This window comes from Grimontia sp. THUN1695 (genome assembly GCF_059704325.2).
In genome coordinates, this window is the sequence record NZ_AP046577.1 from 1,930,897 (window position 1) to 1,946,550 (window position 15,654).

Genomic DNA, 15,654 nt, shown 5'->3' on the forward strand with positions numbered 1-15,654 from the left:
GTCTATCTAGGGATAAAGTGAAACTTACGGGGGGCTTATGGCGCATTTTATTGATCGAAGGCTCAACGGGAAAAATAAGAGTACGGTAAACCGTCAACGTTTTCTGCGACGTCATAAACGACAGATCAAAGAGTCGATTGCTGATGCTGTCAATAAACGGTCGATTACCGATGTGGATAGCGGTGAAAGCATCACTATCCCTTCCCGTGATATTCGAGAGCCTGTATTCCGGCAAGGTAAGGGCGGACAGCGTGATGCTGTCCATCCGGGTAACGACCAGTTCATCCCCGGCGATCGTATTGAACGCCCGCCAGGAGGCGGAGCAGGTGGCGGCGCGGGTGAAGGTCAGGCAAGTCCGGATGGCGAAGGACAGGACGATTTTGTTTTCCAGATATCAAAAGACGAATACCTGGACTTACTGTTCGAAGATCTGGAACTGCCAAATCTGAAAAAGAATCAGATGACCAAGCTGGTGGAATGGAAGACCCACCGCTCCGGTTTCAAAGCAACAGGTGTGCCCGCTAATATCGCCATTGTGCGCTCTTTACAAAACTCATTGGCTCGCCGCACGGCAATGTCAGCCGGTAAGCGCCGGAAACTGCGTGAACTGGAAGCAGAACTGGAGTCACTGAGAAGTACAGAACCCGCCCAGCCGCTTGAAGAAAAACGTGTTCAAGAAGAAATTGATGAACTGAAAGCAAAAATTGCGGCAGTTCCTTTTATCGATACCTTTGACCTGCGCTACAAAAACTACGAAAAACGCCCACAACCTAGCAGCCAAGCGGTGATGTTCTGTTTGATGGATGTGTCAGGCTCTATGGATCAGGCCACCAAAGACATCGCAAAACGTTTCTATATTCTTTTGTATCTGTTCCTGACCCGTACTTATAAAAATGTAGAAGTGGTATTCATCCGCCACCACACGCAAGCCAAAGAAGTGGATGAGCATGAGTTTTTCTATTCTCAGGAAACCGGCGGCACTATTGTTTCCAGTGCTCTCAGGCTGATGAATGACATCGTCAAGGAACGTTACCCCGCCAATGAATGGAACGTGTACGCCGCACAGGCTTCAGACGGTGACAACTGGGCAGATGACTCCCCAGGCTGTCGTGAGCTGCTGGAGAAACAACTACTGCCGGTTACCCGTTACTATGCATATATCGAAATAACCCGCCGCGCCCACCAAACACTGTGGCGCGAGTATGAGTCTGTGGCAGAAAACTACGACAATTTTGCCATGCAGAATATTCGCTCTGCCGATGACATTTTCCCTGTCTTCCGGGAGTTGTTTAAAAAGCAGGTAAGTTAGGGCTTACTTTTTCGCGGATAAAAATCCAAGGAGGACGACATGGCGGTCGCATCAAAGAAAAAGAACAAAATGCTCAGTGACGGTCCTGACTGGACGTTTGATTTACTCGACAAGTACCACCGGGAAATCAAGCGTGTGGCAGAACACTATCGTCTGGACACTTACGTAAACCAAATAGAAATCATTACAGCCGAACAGATGATGGATGCCTACTCCAGCGTAGGTATGCCCATCAACTATAATCACTGGTCATTCGGCAAGAAATTTATCGAGACAGAGCGCGGCTACAAACATGGTCACATGGGTCTTGCGTACGAAATTGTGATCAATTCCGACCCTTGTATCGCCTATCTAATGGAAGAAAATACCATCACGATGCAGGCACTGGTCATGGCACATGCTTGTTATGGTCACAATTCTTTCTTCAAAGGCAATTACCTGTTCCAGACCTGGACCGATGCCAGTTCTATCATTGATTACCTGCTATTTGCAAAAAAGTACATCAGTGAGTGTGAAGAAAAATACGGTGTCGATGAGGTGGAAAAGCTGCTCGACTCCTGCCATGCACTGATGAACTATGGCGTCGACCGTTACAAGCGGCCACAAAAAATCTCCATTGCTGAAGAAGTTGCCCGCCAGAAAGCGCGTGAAGATTACTTACAGAGTCAGGTCAACGCACTTTGGCGCACGATTCCAAACAGTGAAAAAGTTCGGGAAAAAGAGGTTGAGCGCTTCCCCTCAGAACCACAGGAAAATATCCTGTACTTTTTCGAAAAGCACGCTCCGTTGCTTGAGCCCTGGCAACGGGAGATTATCCGTATTGTCCGTAAGGTCAGCCAATACTTCTACCCACAGAAGCAGACTCAGGTCATGAACGAGGGTTGGGCTACATTCTGGCATTACACCATTCTCAATCATCTCTATGATGAAGGTCTGGTCACAGACCGTTTCATCATGGAATTCCTACACAGCCATACCAATGTCGTGGCACAACCACCCTATAACAGCCGCTTTTACAGTGGTATCAACCCGTATGCGCTGGGTTTTACGATGTTCCAGGATATCCGGCGCATCTGTGAAAACCCTACCGATGAAGACAAACACTGGTTTCCTGACATCGCTGGCAACGACTGGCTCGAAACCCTGCACTTCGCCATGCAAAACTTTAAAGACGAAAGCTTCATCAGCCAGTTCCTGTCACCTAAAGTGATGCGGGATATGAAGTTTTTTGCTATCAACGACGATGACAGACAGAACTTTATTGAGGTAACCAGCATTCACAACGAAGAAGGGTACCGTCAGATACGCGAAAAGCTGTCAGCGCAGTACAACCTCAGCAATCACGAACCCAATATCCAAGTGTTTGATGTCGATTTACGTGGTAACCGCTCACTGACCTTATGTTATGTTCCCCACAACCGCATCCCATTGAGCGATTCCTACCAAGAAGTGCTTAAACATGTGCACCGCTTATGGGGGTTTGAAGTGGTATTGGAGGAGGAGCTCCCGGACGGCAAAAGCAAGATCATCGCCACCTGCCCGAAGCGTCCACAGTTTGATCCAGACTTTATACCAGGTAGCTAAAACCGATAAAAAAACCGCCATTTTTGGCGGTTTTTCATTCACAGTATCAGCGGTTACGCTTCCTCTTGTTCCATCAACCTAGCAATGGTCTCTCGGTTAGAAAACCAAATCGCACCACATTCACGGCCATATTGTTTAATTCGATCAGCCACATCCAGATGGCGGCCTTCTTTCGCAATCACAAGCAGGTCTCGGTAAAACTGAATAGCCAGCTCACGGGCACGCTTATCCATGAAGTAATAACCACCCACGCGTGAGTAAATTTTTCGCATGCCATTCATGGTCAGCACATAGACTTTATTACCAGAACACTGGGCCATGCCCTGAAACAGCATGTAGTCAAAGTGGTTAAACGCACGTCCACGGCAAACAGCTTCACAGATCTCTAAGTCTGTTTTACCAAAAGTATCGTAGATTTTCTTGACGTCCTGTTGAATGGCCTCTTTCTCTTCTGCCATTTCGATAAAGCTGCTAAAGCTATCGCTTGCCAGCAATGACTCACAACGTCCAATTACTTTTTCTATCAGATCGGCACAGGCTTGAGGGTTATTTTTTACAGCATAACGCATATAAACACCGCTAATATCGGTGCGTGCGGCCAGCAGGTTCTCTAAAACACCTTGAACATCTTCACCCTCTAGGGTCACAAGGGTATCCAGAATATTGAGACCAGAGGTGTTCATGTAGTCATTCACTCGGGTTGGCTTACCATGTTGAATAGTCAGCCAGCCATCGCGTGCAAGGCGCTGGAGCACCTCACGAAGGGTTGTACGCGTGACACCAATCAGTTCTGACAACTCGCGTTCTGCGGGAAGTATTGAGCCTTGAGGAAAATGATTATTCCAAATACTCTCGATAATATATTTCTCAGCAAAAGTTGCCGGGCTATCCGCCTTAATCACCATTTAGTGTTGTTTCCAGGTTGCTTCTTATCTTGGATTAATAACTCATCATACCACTTATCAAGTCCACCTAGAAACCTAAGAAAGGTTTTGTTTATAGGTTATTGACAGCAATTTAACGGGCTAATATCACAGTTAATTAAATTTGGTGTTCTTTAAAACACTGCATCACCGAGGTTTCATTGCAACAACTTGCGCTTTTCCACACACACTTAACTGTATCCTCCACCCTGCGGCAAATCTTCAACTTGATTGCATGTTGTTACGATTAAACAGAAGCTCATCAAGTCGCCTAACGATACTGTTCAACTGGGTACATTGTGCGCTAACACACACCAATCTTGATCATTATCACTGTACACACGCACTCCCAGGAATAGAATGGGCACGCCAAAAATGTTACAAAACATTTCAATACTCCTGAATTAGAGTTGCGTTTTCCGTAACACACTCCAATAATTTAATTAACATGTAAAGGGTTATTGACTGTTTGAAAAGTCGCTGTATCGTGTGCTCAAGCTCGATTATGCATTAGGTTTCATCGGCGCTTTTCGTCGATTACACGGTGTGTAAGGGTCAGATACCCGCTATTTCAACATTTTTGAATTAGCGTAATTTACCCCACTTTTGCAACAGAGCATTTACATCTACATTTCAAGCCTCTAGAAACACTTGCATACATAAGAAATAGAGACATAAACATGGCCATTACGCTCAGGAATGCTTTCATCAAGAATTTTCTCGGTAAAGCACCCGACTGGTACAAAGCGGCAGTTATTGCCTTTTTGATTATCAACCCCATCGTTTTCATTATTGATCCGTTTGTTGCAGGTTGGCTGCTGGTGGTGGAATTCATTTTCACACTGGCGATGGCACTGAAATGTTATCCGCTGCAACCCGGTGGCTTACTGGCCATTGAAGCCATTGCCATTGGCATGACGAGCCCGGAAACAGTGAAACACGAGTTGATTGCGAACTTTGAAGTGTTGCTGCTGCTTATCTTTATGGTGGCGGGCATTTACTTTATGAAGCAGTTATTGCTGTTTATCTTTACAAAAATATTGCTTAGCATTCGTTCAAAAATACTGCTTTCCTTGGCTTTCTGCTCAGCAGCGGCATTCCTTTCCGCATTCCTTGATGCCCTGACCGTCATTGCTGTTGTTATCAGTGTTGCTGTCGGTTTCTATTCAATTTATCACCGCGTCGCTTCCGGTAAGGACTTTCAAGCCAACCATGACCATACCTCCGACGAATCTGTACGTGATGAATTGAGCCGTGACGACCTCGAGAATTATCGTGCCTTTCTGCGCAGCCTGTTAATGCATGCTGGTGTCGGTACTGCCCTCGGTGGTGTGATGACCATGGTGGGTGAGCCCCAAAACCTGATCATCGCAGAAAAAGCAGGCTGGCAGTTTGGTGAGTTCATTATCCGCATGCTGCCAGTGTCCTTGCCAGTGCTCATCTGTGGCCTGCTCACCTGTATACTGGTTGAGAAGTTCGGCTTATTTGACTACGGTGCAAAACTGCCTGAAAACGTACGCCAAATCCTGATTGAGTTTGATAAAGCTGAGCGTGCAAAACGTACTAATTACGATGTCGCAAAGCTGATTGTTCAAGCGTTGATTGCAGTTTGGCTGATCATTGGTTTGGCAATGCACCTGGCTGCGGTGGGTCTGATTGGTCTGAGTGTCATTATTCTCGCTACCTCTTTTACCGGCGTGATAGACGAGCACCACATTGGTAAAGCGTTCGAAGAGGCCTTGCCATTTACCGCGCTACTGGCCGTTTTCTTCTCGGTGGTTGCGGTTATCGTAGATCAAGGTTTGTTCACACCGGTTATCAGCTCCGTTCTGGAATTTGAAGGAGCCGCACAACTTACCATGTTCTACATTGCGAACGGTTTGCTCTCCATGGTGTCAGATAATGTGTTCGTCGGTACGGTTTACATCAATGAGGTCAAAGCAGCACTGATGGATGGGGTAATTAGCCGTGAACAATTTGAACTGTTGGCTGTTGCAATCAATACCGGCACCAACCTGCCTTCAGTGGCGACACCAAACGGTCAGGCGGCATTCTTGTTCCTGTTGACATCAACACTGGCACCCTTGCTGCGCCTCTCATACGGCAAGATGGTGTACATGGCATTGCCTTATACCATTGTGATGGGCCTTGTCGGTCTGGCTGGTGTCGAATTGCTGCTGATCCCAATGACGGATTGGTTCTATGATGCAGGTTGGATCTCACTTGGATCCATAGATGCAGTTGGTGCGGTGAGTGCCGGACATTAAAGGTTGATTTTCAATTGATTACATTTTTGAATAACAAAGTCCCACCCACTGTGGGGCTTTGTCTTTTACAACGGATTCGTGCTATATGTTGTCGTATTTCAACAAAATTTCCCGCGGACGTGGCGCCTGGTTTTTGCTGATGCTGTCGGGGTTAATCCTCGAAGGCTGCGCCCTGTTTTTCCAACATGTGATGCATCTGGCCCCCTGCGTTATGTGTATCTATGAACGCGTGGCCATGCTTGGCGTGGTCGGTGCAGGCCTTATTGGCATGATTGCCCCACAAAATGCCCTGATCCGTTGGTCAGGCTTGGTGGCCTGGGGGGTTGCTGCCAGTTGGGGCCTGAAACTTTCCATTGAGCACGTTGGCTATCAATTCCCGGATCCGAACGATCTGTTTGGTGCGACCTGTGACATTTTTGTTTCCTTCCCATCCTGGGCACCGCTGAACCAGTGGGTACCCTGGATGTTTGAAGCAAGCGGTGATTGCAGCAAGATTGTGTGGCAGTTCCTCACCCTTTCCATGCCGCAGTGGCTGGTAGTGATTTTTGCTGCGATGCTGGTTGTGCTGGCAATCGTCGTGCTGTCCCAGCTATTTGGCAAGCGTGAACGTCGCCTGTTCTAGCATCGACAAAATACGCTGATAGCGTGTAAAAATCCCAGCCTGCGCTGGGATTTTTGTTATTTATTTTTTAGGGTCTGTCGACCTTAGCAATGCAACCAAAGGTTTGTCGGCCTCGCTGAATGTGTAGTCATCCAGCTGCTCCTTGGTGACCCAAGCCATGTTCTGATGGCAATGTAAAGTGATTTCACCTTCCTCGCGCTTACATCGATAACTTTTGAGCAAGATCGATTTGGCAGGATAGTGGTGCAGCGTTTCTATCAGGTATTCGTCCACACTCACCTTCACGCCCAACTCTTCCCAAAGCTCTCTGGCCAATGCTTCTGGCTCTGATTCACCGGGCTCCACTTTGCCGCCGGGAAATTCCCAAAGACCACCTTCATGTTCAGCGCGTTGAGTAATGAGAACCTTATCGCCATCAGTGATCACGCCTGCCACCACCAGAATTACGTCACTGGACATCTTACCTACCGCAGCACTTCTTGAATTTCTTGCCGCTGCCACAAGGACACAGATCATTACGGCCTATGGATTTATAGGGGTTTACAGCCCGCGCCCCTGAACCTTGCTGGACTTCATCTGCCGCCAGCGCAACTTCATTGATCATCAGGGGCAACTGCTGGTAGTACTTTTCAGGCGAAGGCAATGCTGCAAGCCCAGCCTCTTTCATCTGATCCAGCGTTCCCTGCTCATCATGCAGGAAAAGCATGGTTGTCACTAGGGCAGAAAGCATACGCCGGCTGCCATCAGACACCGTCACTTCCTGCCAGGCAGGTTCAATATAAGGCCAGACCGCCAGAAAACCCTCTGCAAACGCCTGGTGATTTTCATTGCGTGAAGCATCCAGTGCTAACGCAGAAGGCAATGCATAAGCGTGTTTCATTAATGCTGCGTACTGCTGCTCAAAATGCTGCATGATGGCTTTTTTCTGCACTGAAGGAATGGGCTCAGGGTCGTCTTCATCCACACCACCCGTGACCAACACAGGCAGCCAGCTTCCAAGGTCCAAAGGGGCGGGAGAAAGGTTAGCTGCCAACAGTGCGCCCTCAATAAACGTGGCGGGCATACCCTCCCAGTCAGGTTGCAGTTCGACCATGGATATCATTTTGCTTCTCTAATTACCAAAAAAAGGATCATAACCCAAAACAACGGGTGACACCGTATTTCGTCTTTCCTCAAACGACACAGCATTCAGGCCAAGGCCTTTGCATCCAGATTTCCGTGATTCATCAAACAAATGGTTTAAGGCGTTGAATCCTCATTTGCAAATCGTGGTAGTCTTAGCCGCAATTGATAACTGGGGAAATTCAATCAGTGCCATCGTCTCGAAGTGTCATTATTGCAGGCGCAACCGGTTTGGTTGGTGACGAGTTATTGCACCAATTACTGGGCAATCCGGATGTTTCACACATTCACGTGGTCACCCGGCGCCCGTTTGCTCTGGTCTCTGAAAAGATTGTCGTGCACCAGAGTCCAGATCTGTCTGTCACTCACTGGCAACCCCAATGGCCTGTTCCAATACAAGGCTATATTGCCCTTGGTACAACGAAAAAGCAGTCTGGTTCCAGACAGGCACGGGAAGAGGTGGATTATCACCTGGTGGTCAAAGTCGCCAGAATGATGGCGGTGGTTGGTGTGAAACATCTGGCTGTGGTTTCCAGCATGTTGGCTCACCCGTGGTCGCCTTCCCATTACCTTCGTTGCAAGGGAAAAATGGAGCGGGCATTGTCGGAAATGGGTTTTGAGCGCCTGTTGGTTGCAAGGCCTGGCCCTTTACTCGGTGAGCGTGAAACGCCACGTAAGGACGAGCAAATACTGCAACGCCTGATGCCGGCATTTCGCCCCTTTCTTTCAGGCCCATTGGCGGATTTCGAACCGGTTGAAGCGGTGCGGGTTGCACGCGCGATGATTTCTACCCTTTCAGAGAATAACTGGCCCGGACGCATTGATTACCGAATCCTTTCCGGCCGAGTTCTTAACCAATATTAACAGGCACAACCAACAGCAAAAAGGCAGACTACGGTCTGCCTTTTTGATCAGAAGATTAATGGGAATGGGGCTTCAGTGCCCATCCTTTCTTCATTGGATAAATACGTTTGAAGGACCGTTTATTCTTGCGTTTTAGTGCAATATCGCACGCTTCCATGATCAGTCCAAATGCCATCGCGAAGTACACATAACCTTTGTTGACATGGATACCCACACCTTCCGCCATCAAAAGCCCACCCAGTAACACCAGGAACAACAGCGCCAGCGTTTTAAAGCCCGGATAGCGGATCACACAGTTGTTGATCTTCTCAGCAAACACCAACATCACAGCCGCAGAGGCCAGAATCGCTGCAATCATCAAAGGCACTTCATCGGTCATGCCAACCGCAGTGATCACTGAATCCATCGAGAACACCGCATCTACTGCCACGATTTGCAGCAGGATCAGAGCAATGCCGGCACGCACTTTGCTGCCATGCTGGGTTTCAGTATGGGTCAGCCACGCCCATAGCTCTTTGAGACTTTTTGCCAGCAGGAAGGCACCGCCACCAATCATGATAAGGCCACGGCCGGTCAGCGAAAAATCACCAAATGTCATCAGCGGTTTGGTCAATGACATCAACCAGCTGATCGAAAACACCAGACCGATACGCGCCAGAACGGCAAGACCGATACCCAAGTTTCGCGCCAGTTTACGCTGGTGCGCGGGCAGTCTTTCACAAAGTACCGAGATAAAAACGACGTTATCGACACCCAACACCACTTCAAGGGTAAACAGGGTCGCCAGGATAACGAGAGATTCAGGTTGCAGAAACAGGTCTAGCATGTTGCGGACTCCTTGTTAAAGGAGCGGAATGAAATGAAACAACTCGAGGGGTCGTCCATATAAAGCGTTTTTGTACCTCTTGGTTAGAATGAGCCGACAGTTCACCATAAGGTATTGATATCGGCAATCCAGCAAGATGTAACTAAATGTAACCAATAGAGCAAGCCATTGATATTAAAATCAATTAGCAATATTGAGCGGGATTTACAGCGTGACTGCTTCGCTCAATTTCATCGAGCGCTCCGACGATTTCACCAAGGATTTGTTGCTTGTCTTTTAGTTGGCGGATACGCACAAACAGCGCTTTCGCTTCCGGATACTGAGCCTGTAGGTACCTGAACCACTGCTTCACACGGTTCGGATAATAAAGCCCTTTGTCGCCACGGGTTTCAAATTCGGAATAGCGAACAAGAAGCACCAGCACCTGATGCCAGGACATAGGGGCAGCATCGGTTTTAATGTGGGTAGCAAGGTTTGGCATGTTGAGTGCGCCACGGCAAACCATCAGAGATTCACAACCAGAGACTTCAGCACATTTCAGCGCATCCTCACGGCACCAGATATCCCCATTAGCAACCACCGGAATAGACAGGTGCTTTGCCAAATCGCCAATCAAATCCCAGCGGATGGTCCCCGCTTTGTAGGCATCCGCTTTACTGCGACCATGGACGACAATTTCATTGGCGCCGCCTGAATGTACGGCATCGGCAATGTCCCGATAAGCGGAGACATCGTCAAACCCCAGACGCACTTTGGCACTGACAACCTGATCAGATGGCACAGCTTCACGCACCGCTTTCACCACCTGATACATCAACTCTGGTTCTTTGAGCAACGCCGCCCCGCCTTTATTACCATTCACCGTTTTAGAAGGGCAGCCGAAGTTGATATCAACCCCTGATGAGCCCAGCTCTGCCACCAGTGCAGCGTTTTCAGCCATGTATTGCGGCGACTGACCTAAAAGCTGCACACGCACGGGTATACCGGAAGAGGTTTTACCACCGTTTTGTAACTCCGGACTCAGTTTATAGAAAACGCGTGGCGGCAGCTTAGCATCAATCACCCGGACAAACTGTAACCCTCCCCGAAAAGCGGGTCATTAGCAATTAGAGTTTTTCCGTTTACACTGAAACGAACGGAGAACGTCTGATGAAAAAATCACGCTACACGGAATCGCAAATCGTCAAGATCCTCAAAGAAGTGGAAGCGGGTCGAAAAGTGAACGAAGTCTGCCGTGAATACGGCATTTCCGATGCAACTTACTACAACTGGAAATCCAAGTACGGCGGCATGGAAGCTTCTGATGTTAAACGACTGAAAGAGCTAGAGGACGAAAATCGAAGGCTCAAACAGATGTTTGCAGATCTCAGCCTCGAGCATCGTATTGTCAAAGATATCTTAGAAAAAAAGCTGTAACGCCAGCGGTTAAACGTGAACTTGTGGAATACGTTCGGCAACACTTTCAGGCCAGCTTAAGGATGGCCTGCCGCGTGGTTGGCATCAGTGATTCAGTGTATCGGTATCGTCCTGACCCGCATCGTGATGATGAAGTCATTGCCAAGCTGCAGGAAGCAGTAGAACGTTACCCTGCGTATGGCTTTGGAAAACTCTTTAAAGTCCTTAAACGTTGGGGGCACGCATGGAACCATAAACGGGTATATCGCGTGTATTGTTCGCTAAAACTCAATTTGAGGCGAAAGGGTAAGAAACGCCTCCCTAAGCGAGAACCAGTGCCGCTTTGTTGTCCTGATTGGGCGAACAGTTGTTGGTCTATCGACTTTATGAGCGATGCCCTTGTCTGTGGCCGGCGTTTTCGCACCTTCAACGTTGTTGATGACTTCAATCGAGAAGTGTTGGCCATTGAAGTGGACTTGAACCTCCCCGCACCGAGAGTTATCCGAGTCCTAGAGCGTATTATTGCTTGGCGCGGTGCGCCTCAAAAACTACGCATGGACAACGGCCCTGAGTTTGTCTCAACGGCATTGGCCGAGTGGGCGGAAGAGAACCGCGTTGAGCTTGAATTTATCCGACCAGGCAAGCCAACAGAAAATTCATACATTGAACGCTTTAACCGAACCTATCGAACTGAAGTTCTCGACATGTATGTTTTTAAAACGCTGTCCGAAGTCCGAGAAATCACCGAAAACTGGATGAAGGAATACAACAACGAGAGACCGCATGACTCTCTCAATGACCTAACCCCTTGGGAATATCTGGCTAAGTATGAAAGCAGGAAAAGCTCTAATTTAGACTGTCACTAAAATGGGGAGGGTTACAAAACTCCGTCACACAGAGATCATAAGGGTTAATCTCTGTCAGGATTTGGCGCATCAGCGGGTCTAGTACACCCTCCATCGGGCCTAATATCAACTTCACAGGCATTAACCCCAGTGAATATGATGCATGATATGGGCATTTAAAGCGAAACGGTTCATTTATATCAAATGGTTAATAAATTATTCTTTATGGAAAAAATGGCAACAGAGAAAAGTCATCGCCTGGACAGGCAGTATATCTTACCTGCCAACCCACCGATAATCACACGTTTAATATAAAGATAGCGGTTCATCTGGCTGAACCGCTATCTCTTGAACAGTATGATATTGATACAATGCTATTAGTCTTGCACACCATCAATGGCAATCTCAGCTTTCCACCCCACCTCATGAATAATGCAAAGTGGAAACGCTTCATAGACTATAAGAGTATGATTTTATTGCATTAATAAAAAAACGTGTATCAACCAACCTGAAATTCGCCTCGATTGTAAATCAGATCAGGCACTTCTCTGCCCTCTTGAAGCGCTCTCATATCACCAAAGATAGGTCCTGAATGGTGCCCATAGGGTTTGTTACCATTCAGCTCACAAAGCTCTTGAACCATACAAACGTAAGCACTCACCTGCTCTTTAGTTACCCCTGGCCGAGTTCGGCCATATACCTTATCCGTACCCTCATTCAAAACTTCAAATAGCTTCTCTCTTTCCTGCAAGATGGCAGCACTTTTCTCTCGCATTACTTCGGCTGGCGATTTAGTGGGCTTAGCTGGCTTCACAGCCAATACCGCCTCACCATTAATAACCAATTCAAACAACTCTGCTTTCCCTTGTAAGATCTCAATGCACTTTTGATTTTTCTCTTCGCTAGACAGTTGCCTAACCGATAGCACCGGTAAATGCGCAGAAGTAGAAGTACCACTGCTAGGCTGAGTCGTTACACGAGATGCATGAAAGCACGAATGGTTAACACTAAACATTAAAAACCTCCGATATTCATTGTGTTAGCATATTTCATATAACATTCCTCTCAGTAAAAATAATCAGATTCATCAAGAGGAAATTTGATTTCTTTTGATGTTTGCATTTACTAAAACAAATAAGACGGAGAACAAGTCACTCCCAAAAAAACATATTACCCTAACTAATAAATACGTGGTCAGCAGTATTTTTCAAAAACACTATTAATATCACCAATCACTTCATCCTTGAAATTTTCAATATCAAACTCCATATCAAAATTTTCTAAAAGCAATGCGGATAGACGTTTCTTTGCTTCACTTTTTTTATCATCACCTTCTAACTCCTCTTTGCAGATAACAGATATTAATGCCCTTGCCTGACGGATGGTTGGCATTTTTAAGTTTTTATCAATAATTTTCTCATCTATTTTATTATCTAAATATTCATAAGCCACTCTGAGAACTTCATTTCTATCAGATGCTGATAGACTTTTCATCTCACTATTCTTATCAAGTAATGATGTAAAATAGTGCAGCAATGGTGCTGAACACATTGAACTATCCATTTTCATGCCAATCTGAACCTTTTTATGAATAGCATCTTTTTTCTCATCAATTACACTCTTACAACGAATAACAGTTGATTTTTCCAATAAATTCTTATTGATTTCATAGTTACAGATAAATGACAGATAATTCTTTAATATTCCATACTTCTCTTGATTACATGATGATGTACTGTTTTTGGCTATCTTTATTGTTTTATTTGCAGACTCTTCAACTACTTTACTGGAAATTTTTTTACACTCAAATGTGGTATGGGCTTCCTGAGATATTATGCTTTTAACTGTTCTTCTAGATAATGAGTGCATTCGAGTAATTGGCATTTTCTTTTCCTGAAAACATATAAAAATAGACGTATGATGTTTATTTTAACAATGAAAATTAATAATGAATATTAAAAGGCACACTTTCCCTTTTATCTCATACAAAATATTTCTAGTTGTATTGATGACTACACATACTCGCCATATGGAAGAAAGTCAAACTATTATAAATAAGCATATGAACTAAATTTTATTTAATAAATTCAACTAGACTTCAAATACCCTCAGTCAACAGGAGAACTGAGGGCATTTTAAATTTACAGTTACGGTAGAGATATATTAAAGTATAGAAATAATTATGTAGATAACTAATTGATTTTATCTCCAGTAACTATCTAAATTAACCCAAAGCATTCTCTCCATAGTTACCTGTTAAGGTCTTTAGGAATGCTTTTATCGCTCTCACTTCTTCGTCTGAAATTTCTATGCCAACCTGATACTTACCCATATCATAAATCGCTTTCTCTAATGTATCTGCTTGGCCATCATGGAAATATGGAGATGTGAGTTCAATATTACGTAGGGTAGGAACCTTAAATTTATATTTATCTTCTTCTTTGCCGGTAACATTATATCGGCCAAGATCTGCTTCAGTTATTCCTTTACCACGATCTGCAAAGTAGTCAGCTTTCATCCCCATAGTTTCAAAGCTACCACCTCCCATGGCTTCACCTGCATGACAAGTTTGACAATTGTACTTATTGAATAATGCTAAACCACGCTTCTCTTCAGAGCTCAATATATCAACATTACCCAACAGATATTGGTCAAATCGGCTATTAGGTGTAATCAATGTTTTTTCAAATTCAGCAATCGCATCAGTAATGGTGTTTCCATTGATTTCACCATCATAAACTTCGTCAAACATTGCTACTACAGCTGGGTCTTGACGGAGTTTATCAATGATCTGTTCCCAGCTTTCTGAACCCATTTCAACAGGATTAAATGGAGGACCACCTGCCTGCTCTTGCAAGTTGTCTGCTCGCCCATCCCAAAATTGCAGTTTGTTATACACAGCATTAAATACTGTCGGTGCGTTGATACCACCAATTTGATTATGAATACCCACAGACGAAACACGTCGATCTACACCGCCTGTTGTTAAGCTATGACATGATGCACATGAAATACTGTTGTCTGCTGAAAGTCGCGTGTCGTGATAGAGAACTTTCCCCAATGTCACTTTATCTGCGTCCGTTTCAAACATTGTATAAATAGGTTGTAGAACATCGCTTTTTCGCTCATCTGAGACCGGTGATTGGCGATGTTGCTCAGCACGCTTCGTGCGAATCCACTGCAACAGAATATGCCTTTCTTCATCAGAAATATTTGCAGCCCAATGCATCGTCAAATAAAGCGAAGGGGGCATTGAGTCATCGTTGAGCACCTTTTCAATACGAGCTAATGCCACTTCTGAGATTGGGCCACCACGCTTGACATCATCCAAAAAATTTGTCATGTCAAAGTGACGCATTGCAGTTCGTACATCAGCTTCCATAAGTTGTTTTGCAATAGGCACTTGGTAGTAAAAAGGCATTTCACTATTTGGCGAGTGGCAGTAAGTACATCCTTTGTCTGCCAAGACTTTCATTGCTTGATAGTCAAGTGTCGATGGATCTAGTGAACTAAACTGTGCCAGATTCTTTTGAGCCAGTTGAGTATCATCTTGGTTAACTTTGTAAACAGAACCAAAATATGTCAGTAACCCTGCACTCAACAACCAAACTGTTGCGTTTTTTTTATTCATAAACCACTTTATTGTTATCATGCAAATTAAAAATATAACTTCATCAAGTTATTGTTGGTGTTTATGCATTACATATTTCAAAACCTCCAAAATATAAACTCATCCCCAAAACCCACAGATAGGCTTAGTATTCAAAGAAAAAAACACACTTGCCAAACAATACAATTTATTCACATGCCCATCACGACACAACTCCTCATTCTTATTTAAAAAGACATATATAACAATACATTACACTAGTTATTTCATGAAAAATAAAGTTATCT

At 45.4% G+C, this 15,654-nt stretch carries 14 protein-coding genes and 1 pseudogene; 6 read left to right on the top strand and 9 right to left on the bottom strand.

Annotated elements, in window-relative coordinates:
* Positions 1-37 precede the first annotated feature (37 nt).
* Together AC6IB1_RS12285 and AC6IB1_RS12290 are read left to right on the top strand one after the other, a co-directional pair.
* Positions 38-1,309: a YeaH/YhbH family protein gene (locus AC6IB1_RS12285; RefSeq protein WP_497566904.1), complete on the top strand. Its 1,272-nt coding sequence runs from the start codon at positions 38-40 to the stop codon at positions 1,307-1,309.
* Between the two features lie 39 nt (positions 1,310-1,348).
* The gene (locus tag AC6IB1_RS12290; RefSeq protein ID WP_497566905.1) at positions 1,349-2,893 is read left to right on the top strand and encodes a SpoVR family protein; all 1,545 of its coding nucleotides are present in this window, start codon (positions 1,349-1,351) and stop codon (positions 2,891-2,893) included.
* Between the two features lie 53 nt (positions 2,894-2,946).
* On the opposite strand, the gene fadR is transcribed toward AC6IB1_RS12290, so the two are convergent.
* Entirely contained in the window at positions 2,947-3,798 is an 852-nt protein-coding gene (gene fadR / locus AC6IB1_RS12295; protein WP_497566906.1) for a fatty acid metabolism transcriptional regulator FadR, read from the bottom strand.
* A 698-nt stretch (positions 3,799-4,496) separates the two neighbouring features.
* On the opposite strand from fadR, the gene nhaB reads away from it, so the two are divergent.
* Both nhaB and dsbB read left to right on the top strand, forming a co-directional pair.
* Positions 4,497-6,083, top strand: a complete 1,587-nt coding sequence (nhaB, locus tag AC6IB1_RS12300) for a Na(+)/H(+) antiporter NhaB (protein ID WP_497566907.1) — start codon at positions 4,497-4,499, stop codon at positions 6,081-6,083.
* A gap of 85 nt (positions 6,084-6,168) precedes the next feature.
* The gene (dsbB, locus tag AC6IB1_RS12305; protein WP_497566908.1) at positions 6,169-6,705 is read left to right on the top strand and encodes a disulfide bond formation protein DsbB; all 537 of its coding nucleotides are present in this window, start codon (positions 6,169-6,171) and stop codon (positions 6,703-6,705) included.
* 60 nt (positions 6,706-6,765) lie between these two features.
* On the opposite strand, the gene AC6IB1_RS12310 is transcribed toward dsbB, so the two are convergent.
* Both AC6IB1_RS12310 and AC6IB1_RS12315 read right to left on the bottom strand, forming a co-directional pair.
* Positions 6,766-7,164 (bottom strand): (deoxy)nucleoside triphosphate pyrophosphohydrolase, encoded by a 399-nt coding sequence (locus AC6IB1_RS12310; RefSeq protein ID WP_497566909.1) that lies wholly within the window; start codon positions 7,162-7,164, stop codon positions 6,766-6,768.
* Between the two features lies 1 nt (position 7,165).
* Complete coding sequence (locus AC6IB1_RS12315; protein WP_497566910.1) at positions 7,166-7,807, bottom strand: YecA family protein; 642 nt, start codon at positions 7,805-7,807, stop codon at positions 7,166-7,168.
* 209 nt (positions 7,808-8,016) lie between these two features.
* On the opposite strand from AC6IB1_RS12315, the gene AC6IB1_RS12320 reads away from it, so the two are divergent.
* Entirely contained in the window at positions 8,017-8,691 is a 675-nt protein-coding gene (locus AC6IB1_RS12320) for a Rossmann-fold NAD(P)-binding domain-containing protein (RefSeq protein ID WP_497566911.1), read from the top strand.
* Positions 8,692-8,746: 55 nt separating this feature from the next.
* Here the strand turns inward: AC6IB1_RS12320 and AC6IB1_RS12325 are convergent, their stop codons facing one another.
* Both AC6IB1_RS12325 and AC6IB1_RS12330 read right to left on the bottom strand, forming a co-directional pair.
* Complete coding sequence (locus AC6IB1_RS12325; RefSeq protein WP_497566912.1) at positions 8,747-9,517, bottom strand: TerC family protein; 771 nt, start codon at positions 9,515-9,517, stop codon at positions 8,747-8,749.
* Positions 9,518-9,701: 184 nt separating this feature from the next.
* A complete protein-coding gene (locus tag AC6IB1_RS12330) occupies positions 9,702-10,580 on the bottom strand; it encodes a tRNA-dihydrouridine synthase (RefSeq protein WP_497566913.1) in 879 nt (292 codons plus the stop codon).
* 86 nt (positions 10,581-10,666) lie between these two features.
* On the opposite strand from AC6IB1_RS12330, the gene AC6IB1_RS12335 reads away from it, so the two are divergent.
* Positions 10,667-11,778, top strand: a protein-coding gene (locus tag AC6IB1_RS12335) for an IS3 family transposase (protein ID WP_497566314.1) whose coding sequence is annotated in 2 segments (ribosomal slippage) — positions 10,667-10,919 and positions 10,919-11,778 — 1,113 coding nt in all. Because the reading frame shifts where the segments join, the coding sequence is not laid out codon by codon here.
* 16 nt (positions 11,779-11,794) lie between these two features.
* Here the strand turns inward: AC6IB1_RS12335 and AC6IB1_RS12340 are convergent.
* The 4 genes and pseudogenes from AC6IB1_RS12340 to AC6IB1_RS12355 form a co-directional block, all read right to left on the bottom strand.
* Positions 11,795-11,893: pseudogene (locus AC6IB1_RS12340) on the bottom strand (tRNA-dihydrouridine synthase); the annotation flags it as partial.
* A gap of 363 nt (positions 11,894-12,256) precedes the next feature.
* Complete coding sequence (locus tag AC6IB1_RS12345) at positions 12,257-12,772, bottom strand: hypothetical protein (RefSeq protein WP_497566914.1); 516 nt, start codon at positions 12,770-12,772, stop codon at positions 12,257-12,259.
* 179 nt (positions 12,773-12,951) lie between these two features.
* Positions 12,952-13,641, bottom strand: coding sequence for a conjugal transfer protein TraA (locus tag AC6IB1_RS12350; RefSeq protein ID WP_497566915.1), 690 nt, complete (start codon positions 13,639-13,641; stop codon positions 12,952-12,954).
* A gap of 340 nt (positions 13,642-13,981) precedes the next feature.
* Positions 13,982-15,388, bottom strand: a complete 1,407-nt coding sequence (locus AC6IB1_RS12355) for a cytochrome c peroxidase (RefSeq protein WP_497566916.1) — start codon at positions 15,386-15,388, stop codon at positions 13,982-13,984.
* Positions 15,389-15,654: the final 266 nt, after the last annotated feature.

Coding starts and splice junctions, on each gene's coding strand:
- AC6IB1_RS12285 (WP_497566904.1), top strand. CDS start 38: ATGGCGCATTTTATTGATCGAAGGCTCAACGGGAAAAATAAGAGTACG.
- AC6IB1_RS12290 (WP_497566905.1), top strand. CDS start 1,349: ATGGCGGTCGCATCAAAGAAAAAGAACAAAATGCTCAGTGACGGTCCT.
- fadR (WP_497566906.1), bottom strand. CDS start 3,798: ATGGTGATTAAGGCGGATAGCCCGGCAACTTTTGCTGAGAAATATATT.
- nhaB (WP_497566907.1), top strand. CDS start 4,497: ATGGCCATTACGCTCAGGAATGCTTTCATCAAGAATTTTCTCGGTAAA.
- dsbB (WP_497566908.1), top strand. CDS start 6,169: ATGTTGTCGTATTTCAACAAAATTTCCCGCGGACGTGGCGCCTGGTTT.
- AC6IB1_RS12310 (WP_497566909.1), bottom strand. CDS start 7,164: ATGTCCAGTGACGTAATTCTGGTGGTGGCAGGCGTGATCACTGATGGC.
- AC6IB1_RS12315 (WP_497566910.1), bottom strand. CDS start 7,807: ATGATATCCATGGTCGAACTGCAACCTGACTGGGAGGGTATGCCCGCC.
- AC6IB1_RS12325 (WP_497566912.1), bottom strand. CDS start 9,517: ATGCTAGACCTGTTTCTGCAACCTGAATCTCTCGTTATCCTGGCGACC.
- AC6IB1_RS12345 (WP_497566914.1), bottom strand. CDS start 12,772: ATGTTTAGTGTTAACCATTCGTGCTTTCATGCATCTCGTGTAACGACT.
- AC6IB1_RS12350 (WP_497566915.1), bottom strand. CDS start 13,641: ATGCCAATTACTCGAATGCACTCATTATCTAGAAGAACAGTTAAAAGC.
- AC6IB1_RS12355 (WP_497566916.1), bottom strand. CDS start 15,388: ATGAATAAAAAAAACGCAACAGTTTGGTTGTTGAGTGCAGGGTTACTG.